Here is a 17,568-nt window from a genome sequence, read left to right on the forward strand (position 1 = left end):
CGGATCCGTCAATCCTCTTCTCGAAAATGTCGAACACCAGTTCGAAACACTGTCACACCCCTCCGTCATGATGGCCGCATGGATCTCGCCACCGTCGTCGAGCAGGTGCAGCACATCGCTGCCGTGCGCGCCGCCGAGTCGGCGGGTCGCGAGCACCTCGAGTCGGCGATGCGCGACGTCGGCCGACTCGAGTCGTGGTTGGCCGGCACCAAAGCGGCGATCACATCCAAACTCGCATCCCAGGTGTCGTTCCCCGAGCAGACCATCGCCGACTGCACCCGCGGCACCACCCGCGACGCGATCAACGACACGGCACGTGCCGACACCCTCGGCGCGGCGCCATCACTCGCCGCTGCGCTCGATGATGCCCGCGTCACAGCCGGCCACGTCGACGAGTTGACCAAGGCGACCAAGGCGCTCGATGCCGAACAGCGAGACGAACTGCTGGGTCGACTCGATCGTGGTCTGCTCGACGTGGCCGAGGTCGCGACCATCCCCGAGTGGCGCCGCCGCCTGGCGATCGAGGTCAAGAACATCCAACGCGACGACGGTCTCGATCGGCTCGAGCGTCAGCGGCGGGCCACGAGTGTCCGCACGTGGACCGACGGCGAGGGCATGTGGTGCCTCTCCGGCCGATTCGACCCCGTCACCGGCGTTCGGCTCGCCGCCAAGCTCGACGCAGCGGCCAACGCGCTGTTCGCCGAGCAGACCCCGAGCACCTGCCCCGACGACCCGATCGACAAGCAGCGCCACCTGAGCGCGCTCGCCCTCGCCGGCCTGATCGAGGGCGTGGCGACGACAGGCGGGTCGGGGCGACCCGAGTACGTGGTCGTGGTCGACAGCTCGCAGCCCGACGGCGCCGGAGGCCCCGCAGTCGATTGGGGGTTGCCGGTCGAGGTGCCGCACCGCGTACTGGCCGAACTGATGAGCGAAGGCGCCGTGCACACGGTCGTCGTCCGCAACGGTGTCGTGCTCCACGCACCGGGCCGGGTCGACCTCGGGCAGTCGACCCGGCTCGCCAACCACGCCCAACGGCGTGCGCTGCGAGCGCTCTACTCCACGTGCGCGATCCCCGGCTGCTCCGTTCGATACGACCGCTGCAAGCTGCACCACGTCGTGTGGTGGCGCCATGGTGGCCGCACCGATCTCCTGAACCTGCTGCCGGTGTGCACCCACCACCACTCGAAGATCCACGATGCCGGATGGATCGTCGAACTCGGGGCCAACCGCGAGCTCACCGTTCGATTCCCCGACGGCACGATCCGCAACACCGGCCCGCCCTCCCGGCAGGCGGCGTGAGCCCGCCGGTGCTCGAGACCATCAGCTCACCGAACGGCCCCAACTCGGTGTCGCTCGACCACCCCAAGCCGTCTCGCGCAGGTCGAGAACGGCCGTTCCTTGACAACCGAAGATCCTGCGGCGCGGCGCCACACCAGGCTGCAGGCCGAGTCGGGGCGGCGCCATCGCACCATGGCGCGCCACGCCACCGCCACGCCACCGCCGCACCCCGCCCTCAGCGCGGGGCCGGCCACGCACGCTGCGAGTGGTCCGGCGGTGCGGGTCACCGTGCAACTGCGCCACCGGCTGAGCGAGTCAACCGCGGGGGCGACCTGGCATCCTTGGGTGATGGCGAAGTCGGCCGAGCGGGCCTACGTCGACGACGTACCCGACGACGTGATCGAACGGTTGCGTGCCATCTGCGCCGAGCTGCCGGATGCATACGAGGAGCCGGCGTGGGTCGGTGTGCGCTGGCGGGTTCGGAAGAAGACGTTCGCCCACGTGTTGGCGATCGATGAAGCCGGAGCCGACCGGAGGGTCGTGCTCACCTTCCGATCCGAGGGCGACGAACTCGACGCGCTCCGACGTGCCGGTCCGCCATTCCGCTTCCTCGGCTGGGGCCGGAACGCGCTGGGCGTCGACATCGACGACCGGACCGACTGGGACGAGCTCCGCGAGCTGATCACCGACAGTTTCTGCGTCATGGCGCCGAAGAAGCTCGTCGCCCTCGTCCCACGACCTCCCGATGGCGATTGCGACACCGACGACGCGGACTGAGCGAGCCGGGATCGGCCGCGACAGGTGGTGCTCACTGGGCGCCTCACCGACCGGAGCTCGTCGTCGGCTACCCGACACGCTCGGCGCCGGCGGCCCCTTGCTCCCCGCCTGCTCACCGACCACGGTGGGCGCGGGCTCTCCTTGTACGTCGCCGACGAGCCCGCCGACCTCGACCGGACCAGCCACGACCAGTGCGCGCTCGTGACGCCGGTCGGCCCCCGACACGAGCGCCCAGCCCACCCTCCCCACACTCCTCGGCCACTGACGCCGCGGCCGCCGCCGATGTCGGGCGACACGTTCCGCGACTCCTCTACACTCGCGACACCGAATTCGGGAGGACGGCGGAGATGACACGACGGGGTGGAAGTGCCGCTGTCGTGCTGGCGGCGGCTCTCGTTGCGAGCTGCGCCGGCTCGTCCGACACGGCGAGCGACGACGACCCGACCGACGCCACCACGTCACCGACGACGACCGCCGCGCCGACCGACTCGACCGCCGCCTCCGTCAACACACCGACCAGCACACCGACGACCACGCCCCCCACCACCGCACCTCCCCCGCCGCAGGAACACTGGATCTCGGTGCGAGACGGCCAGTGGATCGACCGACGGACCGGCGAGGTCTTCGTCCCCCGTGGCGTCAACCTGCAGCGCCGGATCAACAACGGCGGCGACCAACTGTTCGGCCGGTACGACCCCGAGTGGGTCGCCGAGCAACTCGACGAGATGGCGGACCTCGGCGTCAACACCGTGCGCTTCTTCCTCGACCTCTGCATGACCTGCACCGCCGACGCCGACGGCGTCCGTCCCGAATACCTCGACGACCTCACCGACCTGCTCGGCCAGATGGCGGAGCGCGGCATCGTCGCCCTCCCCACCAGCAACGACGTGCCCGACCCCGGCTACTCCGAACGACTCCCCTGCTGCGAACCGTTCGGCGGCTACCGCAACTCGCTCTACCTGGCGCCCGACGGCCACACGATCGCGGCCGAGTACTTCACCGACCTGATCGAGGGCCTCCAAGCCCGCGGCGCGCCGCTCCACGTCGTCATGGGGTGGCAGCTCGCCAACGAGCAGTTCTTCCTCCGCGACGTGCCACCGATCTCGCTCACCTCCGGCACCGCGACCACCGCCGACGGCAACACGTACGACCTGTCCGACGACGCCGCCGTCGTCACCATGGTTCGGAGCAACCTGCTCGCGTACATCGACCACGTCGGCAGCACGATCCGCTCCCTCGACGAGGGCGCGCTCGTGACCATGGGCTTCTTCCCCGCCGACGAACCGGGCGCCGGTCGCGTCGCCGCCGACCACCGCTGGGTCGAACCCGAACTCGTCATGCGCGAGGGAGCCGTCGACTTCATCGACCTGCACGCCTACCCCGGCCTCGGCGGCCGCTGGGACCTCATCGGCCCCGCCTACGGTCTCGACGAGCCACCCGCCATCCCCCTCCTGCTCGGTGAGTACGGCGCCTTCAACGGCTCGCATCTCAGCGTCGACGAAGCAGCGATCGCCGTCGTGGACTGGCAGGTCGAATCGTGCGACTGGGGGTTCGCCGGCTGGCTCGCCTGGCTGTGGGGCGAGCAGACCGACCCCGAGGTGATCACCCTCAACTCAGGCGACGCCGAACTCGCGACCGCGGTGTCACCGATCACCCGGCCCGACCCCTGTGACCCGGGCCCGTACACCTCGCCCAACCTCGCACTGAACCGGCCCGTCACCGCATCCCAGGAGGAACTCGGCAACAACGACGAGTACCGCGCCCGATCGGTCAACGACGGCAGCATCCGCACCTGGTGGAGCGCGGCCGACGGCGCACCACAGTGGGTCGAGATCGACCTCGGATCCGAGCGGTTGGTCGGTCGCGTCGAAATCCACATCGGCGACGTCACGCCACGCGGCCGACAGACGCACCTCATCCACGTCCGCAACGAGGGCGAGCCCGCCCCCGGCCGGCTGGTCGGCGAGGCCACCGGCGATGTACGCGACGGCGACATCCTGACGGTCGAAGTCGACGCCGACGCCATCGGCCCGGTGCGCTACGTGCGCATCGACACCGTCGAGATCGACGGCTGGGTCATCGTGCACGACGTCGCCGTGTTCGCCCCCTGAACCGCGCGCGCAGGACCGAACGGCCCTGTTCAGATCGACTGACCGGAGAGATGATGGCGTCGAGGAGATTGGTCATGCGTGTCGCTCGAACCTGCTTGGCGATCGCGCTCGTCGCCGCGTCGGCGGCGTGCAGCGGTGACGACGCGACGTCGTCACCGACCTCGACGGCCCCGACCGTCGTGACGGCCTCGACCGTCGTGACGACATCGACCACCCCGGTCACCACGACGACCGACCCGACGACCACGACCACCTCGACGGCCGACACGTCGTCGACGCAGCCGACCACGGCCACGACCACGACCACGACACCACCGACGACGACCACGTCCGAACCGGCCCCGAGCACCACCGTCGCGGCAGAGGTCGACGTCAAGGTGTACTTCCTCCGCGACGAACAACTCGTCATCGCCCACCGCGAGGTCACCGGCCCGGCCGTGCTGCGCGGCGCACTCACCGAACTGCTCACCGCACCGACCGCCGACGAGGTCGCAGATGGACTGCACTCGGAGATCCCGGCAGGCACCGAGCTGCTCGGCGTGGATCTCGTCGACGGACTGGCAACGGTCGACCTGTCGTCGTCGGTCGAGGGCGGTGGCGGCTCCCTGTCGATGACCGCTCGCATCGCACAGATCGTCTTCACCGCGACCCAGTTCCCGAACGTCGACGAGGTGCTGTTCTGGCTCGACGGCGAACCGGTCACGTTCTTCGGCGGCGAGGGCATCGTCCTCGACGAACCGGTGAGCCGCAACGGGATCCAGCGGACCTTCACGGGCGGCCTGCTGTTCGACACCCCGGCGTACGGCTCCACGGTGCGCAGCCCGTTCGTCGTCACGGGCGAGGGCGACGTCTTCGAGGGACAGTTCGCGATCGAGGTGTGGGCCGACGGCGTCCAGATCGACACCGTCGCACCGGTGACCGCCGGGGCCTGGGGCAACTGGGCCGACTTCACCACGACGGTCCGACTCGACGACGTGTCCGGACCGATCCAACTCATCGTCCGCGACGGCGGCGGGTGTGGCACGGACCCCGAGTGCCCACCGGCCGTCGACACCGTCCTGCCGCTCACCCTCGCTCCCTGACGGGCGCCGACACGTCCCCGCCTCGACGATCTCGAGCCGTCGAGCAGCACACGCCCGTTCGCGGCGCGAGACTGCGGAAGGTGACGACGGATTCGTGGCGTTCGTGGCGCTGGTGGTTCGAGAACCGGGAGACCGGACGCATCACGATCGCGCAGGTCCCCAACTGGCCGATCTGGTGCATCGGCGTGGGTTGGCTCGCACGTCTGGCACTGACCGAGGGCTCGATGGTGCACGACATCGTCGGCTGGATGATCCGAGGTCTCTGGCTCATCTGGGGCGCCGATGAAATCGTCCGGGGCGTCAACCCGTGGCGCCGGTTGCTCGGTGCCGGCGTGATCGCGTGGCAGACGATCTCGATCGTCACGACACTCACGTAGCCACCGGTGACCCGGCGACGTGTCTGCCATCGTGGTGACCGTGACCACGACCCCGACCGCGACCACGACCACGAGGCCGACCATGACAGCGGCGGTCACGGTCGGCCACGGCGGGCCCGACCGGATCGAGGTTCGCCACGATTGGCCACGCCCTCGCCCCGGGCGCGGCCAGGCATCGGTCCGGGTCACGGCTGCCGCGGTCAACAACACCGACATCTGGTCACGGGAGGGCGCGTACGGCACCACCGATGATCCCGAAGCCGTCGTGGGATGGAAGGGCGTACCGCTCGACTTCCCGCTGATTCAGGGCATCGACATCGCCGGCGAGGTCGTCGAGGTCGGGCCCGACGTCGACCCCGCCTGGATCGGCAAGCGGGTCATCGTCGACCCCGCCGCCGAGTACGACGGCGACTATCCCAGCCACATCGTCGGCAGTGAGGTCGACGGCGGGTTCGCCCAGTTCTACGTCGGCGACGAGCGTCGGCTGCACGACGTCACCAAGTCGCCGTTGACCGACGCCCAGTTGTCCTGCCTCCCGACTGCGTACGGCACCTCGCTCGGCATGTTGAACCGGGCTGACTGCGCCGCCGGCGAGCGGGTGCTCGTCACCGGAGCGTCGGGCGGCGTCGGCATGGCGTCGCTCCAACTCCTCCTCGCCCGCGGCTGCGAGGTGATCGCCCGCACGAGCGAGGCGCGTCGCGACCAGGTCGCCGAGCTCGGCGTCGCGGAGGTGTCGGTCCGCGGTGTCGACGACATCTCGCGGCTACGGCCCGTCGATGCCGTCGTCGACGTGGTCGGCGGCGACGAGTTCGGCCTGATCATCGATCGGGTCCGCGACGGCGGTCGCATCGTGACCGCCGGAGCGATCGCCGGACCGGTGGTGCCGTTCGACATCCGTCGGCTCTATCTCCACCAGCGCACCCTGATCGGCTCGACGATGCACACCCCGGCGGATTTTGCGCAGCTGGCCAGGCTCGCGCTCGTCGGTGCCGTCGCGCCGCTGGTCGCCGCCACCTACCCCCTGGCCGACATCCACGCCGCACAAGCCCGCTTCACCACTGGCGACTTCGTCGGCAAACTCGTCCTCGAACCCTGATCGGACCGCCCGACGCACACCAAGGCGAACCCCGCACCACCCGGTCGGGCGAGTCTCCGCCGGGAGCCCGTTCGGCCGGGCCACGCGCTGCGACCGATGTCGACCCGAGGTCGTCCCGAGGTCGACCCGAGGTCGACGCGAGGTCGACGCGGCGCGACACCGATGAGAGGATGCACACATGTCCGAGCGATATGACGCCGTGGTGATCGGAACGGGACAGGCCGGCCCAGGGTTGGCCGCCCGCGCCACCCAGGAGGGGTGGCGCGTCGCCGTCGTCGAGCGACACCTGCTCGGCGGCACCTGCGTCAACGCCGGCTGCACGCCGACCAAGGCGCTCGTCGGCAGCGCCAAGGCGATCCATGCCGCACGCCAGGGTGACCAGTTCGGGTTCCGCATCGAGCACGGGCCGATCGTCGACATGCCGCGGGTCACGGCCCGCATCAGGGCGATCGCCCAGAAGTCGAACGACGGCCTCGCCAAGATGTTCGAGGAGAACGAATCGATCGACCTGATCCGCGGCCATGCCCGGTTCGACGGCCCGAACCGGGTCGTCGTCGGCGACCGTGTGCTCGAGACCGACCGCGTGTTCGTCAACGTCGGCGCCCGACCGCGCATCCCCGACCTGCCGGGCATCGACGACATCGAGTTCCTCACCAGCACGAGCATCCTCGAACTCGTCGAGGTCCCCGACCACCTGGTCATCATCGGTGGCAGCTACATCGGCCTCGAATTCGCCCAGATCCACCGCCGGCTCGGAGCTCGCGTCACCGTGATCGAGCAGGGCCCGCGCCTGATCTCACGCGACGACCCCGACGTTTCCGATGCGATCCGGCAGATGCTCGAGGACGAAGGGGTCGAGTTCCGGCTGAACGCCGAGTGCATCGGCTTCTCACCCGCCGACGACCCCGCCGACCGCAGCGCACGCATCCGCGTCGACGTCGACTGCACCGACGGACCGCCTCAGCTCGTCGGCTCCCACCTGCTGCTCGCCGTCGGGCGGGTCCCGAACACCGACGATCTCGGCCTCGACACCGTCGGCGTCACCACCGATGACGCCGGCTACATCGACGTCGACGACCAACTCCGCACCGGCGTCGACGGCATCTGGGCGCTCGGCGACTGCAACGGCCACGGTGCATTCACGCACACCTCCTACAACGACCACGAGATCGTCGTCGCCAACCTGTTCGACGACGATCCCCGCCGCGTCACCGACCGCATCGTCTGCTACGGCCTGTTCACCGACCCGCCGCTCGGCCGCGTCGGCATGACCGAAGCGCAGGCCCGCGACAGCGGCCGCAACGTGCTCGTCGCCACCCGACCGATGTCGCGGGTCAGTCGTGCGGTCGAGATGGGCCAGACGGCCGGCTTCATGAAGTTCCTCGTCGACGCCGACACCGACGAGTTGCTCGGCGGGGCGATCTTCGGACTCAGCGGCGACGAGGTGATCCACCTGATCGCCGACGTCATGTACGCCAAGGCGCCGTACACCACGATCAGCCGAGCGGTGCACATCCACCCGACCGTCGCCGAACTGGTGCCGACCACCCTCCAGGACCTCCACCCACTCGAGTGACGAAACGACCGCGAACGGAACGACCGCGAACGGAGCGACCCGCGTTCGCTCCGTTCAGCGCCGCGCAGCCTCGGTGACGTCGCCGTCGCGATCGAGGCCCGCCCGTCGCAGCGTTTCGGCGACGACCGCCTCGGCGGCGAACAAGGTGATCTCACGTGCCTGTTCCACGTCGAGACCGCAGGTGTCCAACAGCGCCGGTACGACCTGCGACCCCATCGTGAGCGCGAGCGCGTAGCGAAGCCGTTCGATCTCCTCGGCGTCGAGGCGATCGTGCAACGGCGCCAGCGCGGCATCGATGTACACGAGACGGCGGGCCGTGCGGTCGTCGGGCAGGGCAGCGCCGGTGAGCCGGCGGTCGATCGCCGCACGCTCGAAGGCTCGGGTCCCGTCCGGGTCGCCGAACAGATGGTCGTTGATGACGCGCTCCGCGACCCCGACCCGTTCGACGATGTCGTCGCCGACGTCGGCGAAGGTCTCCTCGGCCGGTTCGATCAGCCGGTCGGCGACGACCTGCCAGATCACGTCGGGCGCCGAGTCGAAGTAGCGGTACATCGTCGCTCGCGACACCTTCGCGTGTTCGGCGATCTCCTCCATCGTCGGTGAGGCGCGGCCGTCGTCCAGCAGGGCGGCAGCTGCGTCGATCACCGCTTGTCGGGTGCGGGCGCGTTGGTTGGTGCGAACGGTCATGCTCGGCGCTCGACCCGCCGTGAGGCTGCGTTCGTGAGACAAGTGTCTTGCGAGTCGGTGTTCATCGTGATACAAGTATCTCATAACGAAACAGCGGTGTCACGCCGCAGGAGGCACATCATGAGCATCGACCCCACGACCATCGACCCCGGCAACGCTACGGACCTCCACTGGTTCGACGGCATGCTGATGGACGTCAAGCTGCCGGCGACCGAGACCGAGGGCCGGATCTCGCTCTGCGAGCAGTTCCACGCCAACGGATACGGCACACCGGTCCACGTCCACGAGCGGGAGGACCAGACGCTGTACGTGCTCGCCGGCAGCATCACCGCTTGGCTCGATCCGAACGGTGACCTCGGCGACACCACCGAGCTGCAACTGTCCGAGGGCGACACCGTCTTCCTGCCTCGCCAGGTCCCGCACGCGTTCCGCGTCGATGCCGAAGGCACCCGACTCCTCGAGATCAACACCCCCGGCGGATTCGAGCGGTTCCACATCGAGGCCGGACAGCCGACCACCGAACGCCGGCTCCCCGATCCGCAGGCACCCGACATCGAGAACCTCGTCCGGGTCGGCGCCGACTACGGCTGCGAGATCCTCGGCCCGCCCGTCGGCGCACCGACCGGCGCCTGAACGCCGCCCGTTCCCCCTCCGTTTGCTGGAGAACACGGCGCCACCTCGAATCGCCGGGCCGCCGAGGGGGAGGAGGCGACCCGACGTCCGAGGTGGTGGTGTTCGCGGCGTGGGTGGGTGAGACCGACGCCGCGATCTTGCTGCCCCGTCAGGGGCAGGCGATGGTGCCCTCACGGAACGAGTGACCGTCGGTGTCGCTGTCGTCGGTCCACAGGACCGGACGGGCACCGGCGACGCATTCGACTAGCGGGGTGATCGTGAAGCCTTCGTTGTTGATGTTGGGCATCGCGGTCGGGCGCTCGAAGCTCTCGGCCACCGTGAACGCCCCACCGTCGATCCGCAGGATCGACGAGCGGCCCTGGCACCCGTCGTCGCAGACCGCCCACAGGTCTCCGAGCTCGCTGTCGAACTCGAGCGCCATCACCGACGGGAAACCGCTGTCGATCGTCGCGATCCGGGCGAAGGTGCCGTCGTCGTTCAAGGCGTAGGCGTACACACCGCCGGTCGCCTCGAGGCCCACGAAGAACAGGCCGTCGCCGTGGCCGGGGTGATCGGCCGGCACGTAGGCGAGCCCGGTCGTCTCGTCGACGAAACCGTTGGCGACCAGGAACGTGTCGGGCACCCAGGCCATCGCCTCGATCCCGGCGTTCGCACCCGTCACCGGAAGATCGGCCGTGAGATCCCATTCGGTCGTGGCGGCGATCGTGCCGCCGACGCCGGTCGTGTCGAACAGCAGGACGCTGTTGCGGCTGGTGCTGCTCGCCGTGTTGTCGCGCTCGGCGCCGACGTACACCGCGCCGCCGTCGCCGGCCGCGAGCGTCACGCCCTCGGCGTCGACCGTGCCGGTGCCGCCCGGATACGAGAGCACCTTGCCGGTCTCCCACCCCGTGTCGGGCGTCCACGTCGAGCCGGTCCGGACCATGCGGTACAGCAGACCGTTGCCGTTCTCGACCGCCCACACCACACCGGGTGCCGACGTGCCCGACGCTTCGTACGCCAGGCCGCTCATGTCGCCCGAGAACGTGGTCGCATCGTCGGCCACGTTCACGTCCGAGCTGCCGGGCCATGGTCCGAAGAACGTGACCCCGGCGCACCGGTTCTGCCCACCCTTCGTCGGCTCGAGCGTCGTCTCGAACTCGCCGGAACCGTCGGGGCACCGGCCGTACGTCGTCGCCGCATGCGATGTCCACGTGTACGAGTCGACGAGATCGCCGGCGACATCGAACAGGCGCACGCTGTCGGCGCCACCGAGCCCGAAGTCGAGCGTGTCGATGACGAGGTGGCCGAGTGGATCGATGGTCGTGCCAGAGGGGATGACGAACACGTGCGTGTCGTCGTCGTCGCTGATCGTGAACCCGGCGACGGAGGCCGTGGCACCGGTCGGGTTGTACAGCTCGACCCAGTCGGTCACGTCACCGTTCGACTCGACCTCGTTGACGACGATCGGCGAGCCGCAGGCGTTCGGACCGCCCTTCGTCCCGACGAGCGTGGTCGTGAACTCGCCGATGCCGTCTGGGCATCGGCCGTAGGTGGAGGTGGCGTGCTCGGTCCACGTGTGCGACGTGACCAGGGCGCCGGTCGTGTCGAACAGGCGCACGCTGTCGGCACCGCCGAGACCGAAGTCGAACCCGGTCGGCGCACCGTCATTGTCGACCGCGAGGTAGGCACCCGGCGCCAGCACCGTGCCGGCCGGGAACACGAACGGCGTCTTGGAGTCGTCGTTGTCGAGGAACGAGTAGCCCGACAGATCGATCGGACCGGCACTCGTGTTGAGCAGCTCGAACCAGTCGGTCGCATCGCCGTTCGACTCGACCTCGTTGAACACCAGCGTCGGCAGCGGGCAGTCGTTCGCCGCGCCCCTCGTGGCGGCGGTCGTCGCGCCGAACTCGCCGGTGCCGTCGGGGCACCGGCCATAGGTCGTGGTCGCGTGCTCGGTCCAGGTGTACGAGTCGGCGAGGGTGCCGTCGCCACGGAACAGGCGCACGCTGTCGCCGCCGCCGAGACCGAACGTCAGGCCACCCGGCGCATCGTCCACCACCAGGTAGCCACCGGCGTAGATCGTCGTCCCGGCCGGGATCTCGTACGGGGTGTGCGTGTCGTCGTTGTCGAGGATCGTCCAACCGGAGACGTCCACCGGCCCGTCACCGATGTTGATCAGCTCGACCCAGTCGGTCGAGTCACCGTTCGACTCGACCTCGTTGACTCGAACGGTGTCGACCGCCGGAGCCTCGCAATCGTTGGCCGCGCCCTTCGTGGGCGAGCCGGTGTCGGCGAACTCGCCGGTGCCGTCCGGGCAGCGACCCCAGGTCACCGCGGCGTGTGCGGGCTGCGTGAACGAGTCGACCAACGTGCCGTCCGGACTGAACAACCGGGCGGTGTCGGTCGAACCGAACCCGAAGTCGAAGTCGGTGCCCTCGTCGATGACGACGTAGCCGCCGGCGGGGATGACGGTGCCGAGCGGGAAGTCGTAGGTGTGCGTGTCGTCGTCGTCACGGAACTGCCAGCCGCCCAGATCGACGTCGTCGCTGCCGATGTTGATCAGCTCGATCCAGTCGCCGGGGTCGCCGCCACTGGATTCGGTCTCGTTGATCTTCACGGTCGTGACCGGCTCGCCGCACACGTTGGCGGCTCCCTTGGTCGGCTCGTAGGTCTCGGCGAAGTCGCCGACCCAGTTCGGGCAGCGGCCGTAGGTGACCGCAGCGTGCAAGGTCCAGCTGTACGAGTCGACGAGCGTGCCCGCGGTGTCGAACAGGCGCACCGAGTCCGCGCCGCCGAGCCCGAAGTCGAACCCGGTCAGCTCGTCGCTGTCGAGCACCAGGTACTCGCCGGCGGCGACCACGGTCCCGGCCGGGATCGTGTGGGTGTGGGCGTCGTCGTCGTCCGAGAAGGTCCAGCCCGACACGTCCGACACGCTCGGGCCCGGGTTGTACAGCTCGACCCAGTCGCCGGGCTCGCCGCCCGACGACTCGACTTCGTTGAAGCCGATCAGCGCGGTGCAGTCGTTCGCGGCGCCCTTCGTGCTCGACGTCGTCACCTGGAACGTGCCGGTGCCGTCGGCGCATCGACCCCACGTGGAGGCGGCGTGACCGGCCCAGGTGGTGGCGTCCAACAGCGTCGTGCCGTTCGGCGCGTACAGCCGCACCGTGTCGCTGCCGCCGAGCCCGAAGTCGAACCCGGTCAGCTCGTCGCTGTCGATCGCGAGGTACCCGCCGGCGGGGATCACGGTCCCGGCCGGGAGGGCGTAGTTGTGGGTGTCGTCGTCGTCCTTGATCACGAAGCCCGACACGTCCGACGCCGTCGGCGCCAGGTTGACGAGCTCGACCCAGTCGCCGGGATCGCCGCCCTGCGACTCGACCTCGTTGATCTTCACGCCGGTGAAGGCGGTCAGTTCGTACGGCACCCGGTCGTACGACCACTCGCCGTCGACGACCGTGAACTTCATCCACTCGTCGACCGCGGTCGACCCCTCGACGGTGATGCGGGTGAGGTTGTCGACCGACTTCACGCCGTACACGTCGAGCCACCGCGACCCTGCGGCGAGCGGTTGATCCTCGTGGAAGGTGTGGCTGTCGCCGTCGAGCAGGAGCACCTCACCGTCGAAGCGCGCCGCGAGGTTCCGGATGGTGCGCACGATCGGGCGGAATCCGTACAGCTCGTCGAACGACGGATCGGTCGAGCCCGGGTCGAACATGTCGGCTTGCATCATGACGACGACGAGCGACGAACGTCGACGGCGCGCGTCCGCGAAGGTCTGCTCGATCAGTCGGATGCTCGCGTGGGTGCGCCACGCCACCTCCAGCCGCTGCTGCCAGTTCGGAGCTTCCATGCCGGTCCAGGGGGCGAGGCCGTTGTTGCTCCCGACCACGTGCACGGCGGCGAAGGCTGCATCGCCGTCGCGGAAGCGGACGTTCTCGGGCAGTCCCCACAACCACTGCGACGTCACCCGCATCGCGGTCTGTCCGAGGGTCCGGTTCTTCCGCGGGAAGAACGTGTCGCGGATCGCGTCGAGCCGCTCGTACGGGTCGTAGCTGCCGTTGTTGGCGCGGTGGCAGTCGGTCCACTCGTTGTCGCCCGGGCTGTACACCAGCGGCTCGACGAAGCGGTCGAACTGTTCGCGCACGTCGGCGAAGTACTCGTCGGTGCATTCGCTGCTTCCCGACTTGATGTCGCCGACATGGCCGACCCATTCGACGTCGGTGTCGGCGTTGATCTGGTCGACCACGTTCGGGAAGTTGAGGATCTGCGCATCGCCGTACGGGATGTCGCCGATCAGCGCGAACGTGGACGTGTCACGGGGCCCGCGACGGTCGGGCTGGTGACCGAGCCCTGCCGACACCACGGACGGCACGAGCACGAGCGACGCGGCGGCGAGCCCGATGAAACAACGGTGGAGTGACCTCATGGTCGACAGGCTGACGGGTCGTTCTGACCGGAGACCGTCCGACGGATGAACGTCGACTGAACAGTGTCTGCACGATCGGGACGAACCCCGGATCTGCCGGCACCGTCCGATTCTGCTCGGCGTCGAATCCGACAGCGAGCACGACGTTCGGTCGCCGTAGTGTGCCGCTGTGCTCCGATCGGTCGCCCGCGCGTTCGTCGGCGAGGAAGAACTCACCGAACGCCAGGGAGCGATCCTCGTCGCCACCGCCGGCGTGGTCTTCAGCTTCACGGCGATCGCCTACCGTGCGGTCGACAGCGCGACCGACTGGCAGTTCCTCGCCTACCGGGGCCTGTCGACCACCGCCGCGATGGTCCTGCTCACCGTGGCCAGGAGCCGCCACCGACCGGTCCCGTTCCGCGAGACCAACGCCCGCGTCGTGCTCGCCGCGCTGCTGCTGGCGCTCACGTCGATGTTCTACATCCTGGCGCTGAGCCGCACGTCGGCCGCCACCACGCTGTTCCTCCTCGCGACTGCGCCGCTCTTCGCCGCGCTCATCGGGTGGCTCGCGCTGCGCGAACGGGTCGACCGGGCGACGGTCGTCGCGATCGGCATGTCCGGGGTCGGCATCGCGATCATGGTCGGCTCCGGACTCGAGGCCGGATCGGGCGTCGGCGTGCTGTTCGCGGCGACGATGCCGATCCTGATCGGGTCGTACAACGTCGCACTTCGATCGGCCGGCCACGTCGACCCGGTGATCCCCGCCCTGATCTCGGGCGTCATGCTCGCCGTCGGTTCGGGAGCGATGGCCTTGTTCGACGGCGGGCTCGGCGTCACCTGGCACGACGCCGTGCTGGCCAGCATCACCGGCGGCTTCGCGCTGGGGGTCGGCCTCCCGCTGTTCAACCTCGGTCATCGCTCCGTGGCGTCGGCCCGCGTGTCGCTCCTCCTGATGACCGAGATCGTGCTCGCCCCGCTGTGGGTGTGGATCTGGCCCGGTGAACGACCGCGCAACTCCACGTTGGTGGGCGGTCTGATCGTGCTCACCACGGTTGCCTGGCTCCTGACACGGGCGTCAGCGCGCGACCCCGACGACGACCAGCTCGCCACCACGCCGGCGGTCTGACGGACGCACGGCTCCCGATCGGGCGACGAGCGGCGCGAGACTCGCGCATGGCCTACATCGAACGTCGAGTGCACGATGCCGACGCCCACATCATGGAACCGCCGACCTGGCTGCGCGACCACGCCGACCCCGACATCCGGGACCGCATCGAGATCCCGACCTACGCGAACGAACTGGTGCAGACCGGCGAGGCACCGGCCGGCGAGGCACCCGACCCGGCCGAACTCGACGACATCTTCGCCCGGCTGACCGAGCGTCATCACAGCGACGAGTTCCTCGCCACCGAGGAGACCGACGTGATGCAGCGGAAGAACTTCGCCGCGACCGGCGCCTTCCTCGCCGAGGATCGACCTCGCGTGCTCGACTTCATCGGCGTCGACAGCCAGCTGCTGTTCAACACGTTCCACAACAGCCGGCTCTACCAGTGGGAGCACGGCGACGGCGGCCCGGTCGACCTGGACCTCGCCTACGGCACCGCCCGCGCCCACAACCGGGGCATGACCGAGTTCTGTTCGGTCGACGACCGACTGCTCGCCACCTGCTACGTCCCGCTCGCCGACTTCGACCGCTCCGACGCGATGGCGACCGAGGCGATCGAGATGGGTGCGGCGGCGCTCCTGGTCGCCTCCGGCTGCCCGGCCGGGCACTCGCCATCGCACCGCGAGCTCGACCGGGTCTGGCGGCAGGCCGAGGAAGCCGGCATCCCGGTCGTCTTCCACGTCGGCGGCACCGGCGACCTGATCGACCCGAACTACTTCCACAACGGACTGCCGATCCCGCCCGATTTCCACGGTGGCGCCGAGAACTTCCGCTCGGTCGACTACATGGCGATCCCGTTCCCGCCGATGCAGACGCTCGCCACGATGATCTTCGACGGTGTGCTCGACCGGCACCCGAACCTGCGCATCGGCGTCATCGAGCAGGGCTGCATCTGGTTGCCGAGCTGGCTCAAGCAGATGGAGTCGGCGATGGATGCGTTCGGTCGTCACGAGGAACGACTGCGGCAGCTGTCGATGAAGCCAGGCGAGTTCGTGGAGCGGCAAGTGCGGGTGACGCCGTATCCGACCGAAGACGTGGGGTGGGTGACCGATCAGGTCGGCCCGAACATCTTGCTGTTCAACACCGACTATCCGCACGTCGAGGGTGGCCGGCGCCCGTTCGAACGGTTCGAGCGCAGCCTCGGCGATCGCTCCGACGAGATCCGAGACCGCTTCTACGCCGACAACTTCGTCGACCTGATGGGGTCGGCCGTCAGCGCGCTCATCTGACGCTTCGAACCCGTCGACCCCGGCAGGCAGGCATCGGGGTCGACGGGTCGACCACCCGCCAGGGCGTCACGCCCTGGCGGTGAGCTCGGCGCTGCTGAACGCCAGCACGGCCGGGCAGGTCCCGACGGCGGGAGCCTCGACCGTGATCACCGCGTTCAACCCGGTGATCGTGCTCGTGCCATCACGACCGGCGGTCACGCCGCCCGGGAAGATCGTCATCGTCACGCTCGCGGTCCGTGCCGCGCCCGCGCACGACGGCACCGCCAGGTTCGAGTCGGCGACGAGGTGCAGTGCGCCGTCGGCGCGGAACAGGCCACCTTCCACGAGTCCGGGGATGTTCGCCCGCAGGTACCCCTCGGGAGTGCTCCGGATCGTGACGTCGGAGATCGACGGTGCCGCGCCACACGTGGTGAGACCCGCGCAGTAGATGCGGGTCGCGTCGACGCGGTGGACACCCACGAGGTCGACGGCGTCGAGCGACGCGTCGAACGTCATCGGGAACAACCGGGCGAAACGGTCGCGATCCGCGGTCACATCGGTCAGTCGCTGCTGCGTCGCCGCGAGTTCCTGCTGTGCCAGCGTCAGCTCGGCGTCGAGTGCATCGATCGACGCCAGTGCCGTACTGCGCTGGTCGGTGAGCGCCGCGACGCGCGCCTGCAACGTTCCGACCTGACCGGCGAGATCATCGGCGCCCCCCTGCGCCGCGAACAGGAGTTCGCGGAGCGAGACGAGTTCGGCGTCGAGCACGGCGACCGCCTCGATCGCGGCACCGCGTTCCGACGTGAGGGTCGCCACCTGGCCGCGCAGTTCGCGCTCGGTCGAGTCGTCGTCGCCCGATGCGAATCCGGCGGCGGTGCCGACGGCACCCAGGACAGCCGCGATCGCCAGGAGCGCGACGAGCACGACACCACCCTTCGGCCACGGGGAACCGTCGCGTCGGCCACGACCCGCACGCTCGCTGCGCGTGCCACGCTCCAGCGAGAACACGGTGGGAGGCGATGCGTGGGGCTGCGGAGCCACCGGCCTCGTGACCCGGGTGACGTCGCCGCCGCCGGTTCGGCTCCGATGGAGCACGTTCGTGATGTTCACGGTTCACCTCTGTGTGTCGAATGACCCGAACCGTTCGGGTCGTGCAGTGATTCGACGCCACGGTCACCCACCCGGTTCCCGGCCGAA

General features: G+C 69.4%; 13 protein-coding genes. 10 read left to right on the forward strand and 3 right to left on the reverse strand.

What is annotated here, in order from left to right; genetic code table 11:
• Positions 1-78: 78 nt before the first annotated feature.
• The 7 genes from R8G01_13470 (at position 79) to R8G01_13500 (ending at position 8,297) form a co-directional block, all read left to right on the forward strand.
• Positions 79-1,299 carry an HNH endonuclease signature motif containing protein gene (locus R8G01_13470; GenBank protein ID MDW3215007.1) on the forward strand — a complete coding sequence of 407 codons (1,221 nt, stop codon included), beginning with the start codon at positions 79-81 and terminating at the stop codon, positions 1,297-1,299.
• Positions 1,300-1,626: 327 nt separating this feature from the next.
• Positions 1,627-2,055, forward strand: coding sequence for an MmcQ/YjbR family DNA-binding protein (locus R8G01_13475; protein ID MDW3215008.1), 429 nt, complete (start codon positions 1,627-1,629; stop codon positions 2,053-2,055).
• 347 nt (positions 2,056-2,402) lie between these two features.
• Positions 2,403-4,166, forward strand: coding sequence for a discoidin domain-containing protein (locus R8G01_13480; GenBank protein ID MDW3215009.1), 1,764 nt, complete (start codon positions 2,403-2,405; stop codon positions 4,164-4,166).
• Positions 4,167-4,240: 74 nt separating this feature from the next.
• The gene (locus R8G01_13485) at positions 4,241-5,248 is read left to right on the forward strand and encodes a GerMN domain-containing protein (GenBank protein MDW3215010.1); all 1,008 of its coding nucleotides are present in this window, start codon (positions 4,241-4,243) and stop codon (positions 5,246-5,248) included.
• 80 nt (positions 5,249-5,328) lie between these two features.
• Positions 5,329-5,625, forward strand: a complete 297-nt coding sequence (locus R8G01_13490) for a hypothetical protein (protein MDW3215011.1) — start codon at positions 5,329-5,331, stop codon at positions 5,623-5,625.
• A gap of 40 nt (positions 5,626-5,665) precedes the next feature.
• A complete protein-coding gene (locus tag R8G01_13495; GenBank protein ID MDW3215012.1) occupies positions 5,666-6,721 on the forward strand; it encodes a zinc-binding dehydrogenase in 1,056 nt (351 codons plus the stop codon).
• A gap of 178 nt (positions 6,722-6,899) precedes the next feature.
• Positions 6,900-8,297, forward strand: a complete 1,398-nt coding sequence (locus R8G01_13500; protein ID MDW3215013.1) for an FAD-containing oxidoreductase — start codon at positions 6,900-6,902, stop codon at positions 8,295-8,297.
• Between the two features lie 54 nt (positions 8,298-8,351).
• Here the strand turns inward: R8G01_13500 and R8G01_13505 are convergent, their stop codons facing one another.
• Positions 8,352-8,984 carry a helix-turn-helix domain-containing protein gene (locus tag R8G01_13505; protein ID MDW3215014.1) on the reverse strand — a complete coding sequence of 211 codons (633 nt, stop codon included), beginning with the start codon at positions 8,982-8,984 and terminating at the stop codon, positions 8,352-8,354.
• 120 nt (positions 8,985-9,104) lie between these two features.
• Here R8G01_13505 and R8G01_13510 point away from each other — a divergent pair, with 120 nt between their 5' ends.
• Positions 9,105-9,617 carry a cupin domain-containing protein gene (locus tag R8G01_13510; protein ID MDW3215015.1) on the forward strand — a complete coding sequence of 171 codons (513 nt, stop codon included), beginning with the start codon at positions 9,105-9,107 and terminating at the stop codon, positions 9,615-9,617.
• A gap of 148 nt (positions 9,618-9,765) precedes the next feature.
• Here R8G01_13510 and R8G01_13515 read toward each other — a convergent pair whose 3' ends face one another.
• Complete coding sequence (locus tag R8G01_13515) at positions 9,766-14,019, reverse strand: lamin tail domain-containing protein (protein ID MDW3215016.1); 4,254 nt, start codon at positions 14,017-14,019, stop codon at positions 9,766-9,768.
• A gap of 169 nt (positions 14,020-14,188) precedes the next feature.
• Here R8G01_13515 and R8G01_13520 point away from each other — a divergent pair, with 169 nt between their 5' ends.
• Complete coding sequence (locus R8G01_13520; protein ID MDW3215017.1) at positions 14,189-15,124, forward strand: DMT family transporter; 936 nt, start codon at positions 14,189-14,191, stop codon at positions 15,122-15,124.
• A 47-nt stretch (positions 15,125-15,171) separates the two neighbouring features.
• Positions 15,172-16,392 carry an amidohydrolase family protein gene (locus R8G01_13525; GenBank protein ID MDW3215018.1) on the forward strand — a complete coding sequence of 407 codons (1,221 nt, stop codon included), beginning with the start codon at positions 15,172-15,174 and terminating at the stop codon, positions 16,390-16,392.
• 66 nt (positions 16,393-16,458) lie between these two features.
• Here R8G01_13525 and R8G01_13530 read toward each other — a convergent pair whose 3' ends face one another.
• Entirely contained in the window at positions 16,459-17,481 is a 1,023-nt protein-coding gene (locus R8G01_13530) for a hypothetical protein (GenBank protein MDW3215019.1), read from the reverse strand.
• Between the last annotated feature and the right edge of the window lie 87 nt (positions 17,482-17,568).

The sequence above is a fragment of the Ilumatobacteraceae bacterium genome, assembly GCA_033344875.1.
In the GTDB taxonomy this organism is placed as follows: Bacteria; Actinomycetota; Acidimicrobiia; order Acidimicrobiales; family Ilumatobacteraceae; genus Ilumatobacter.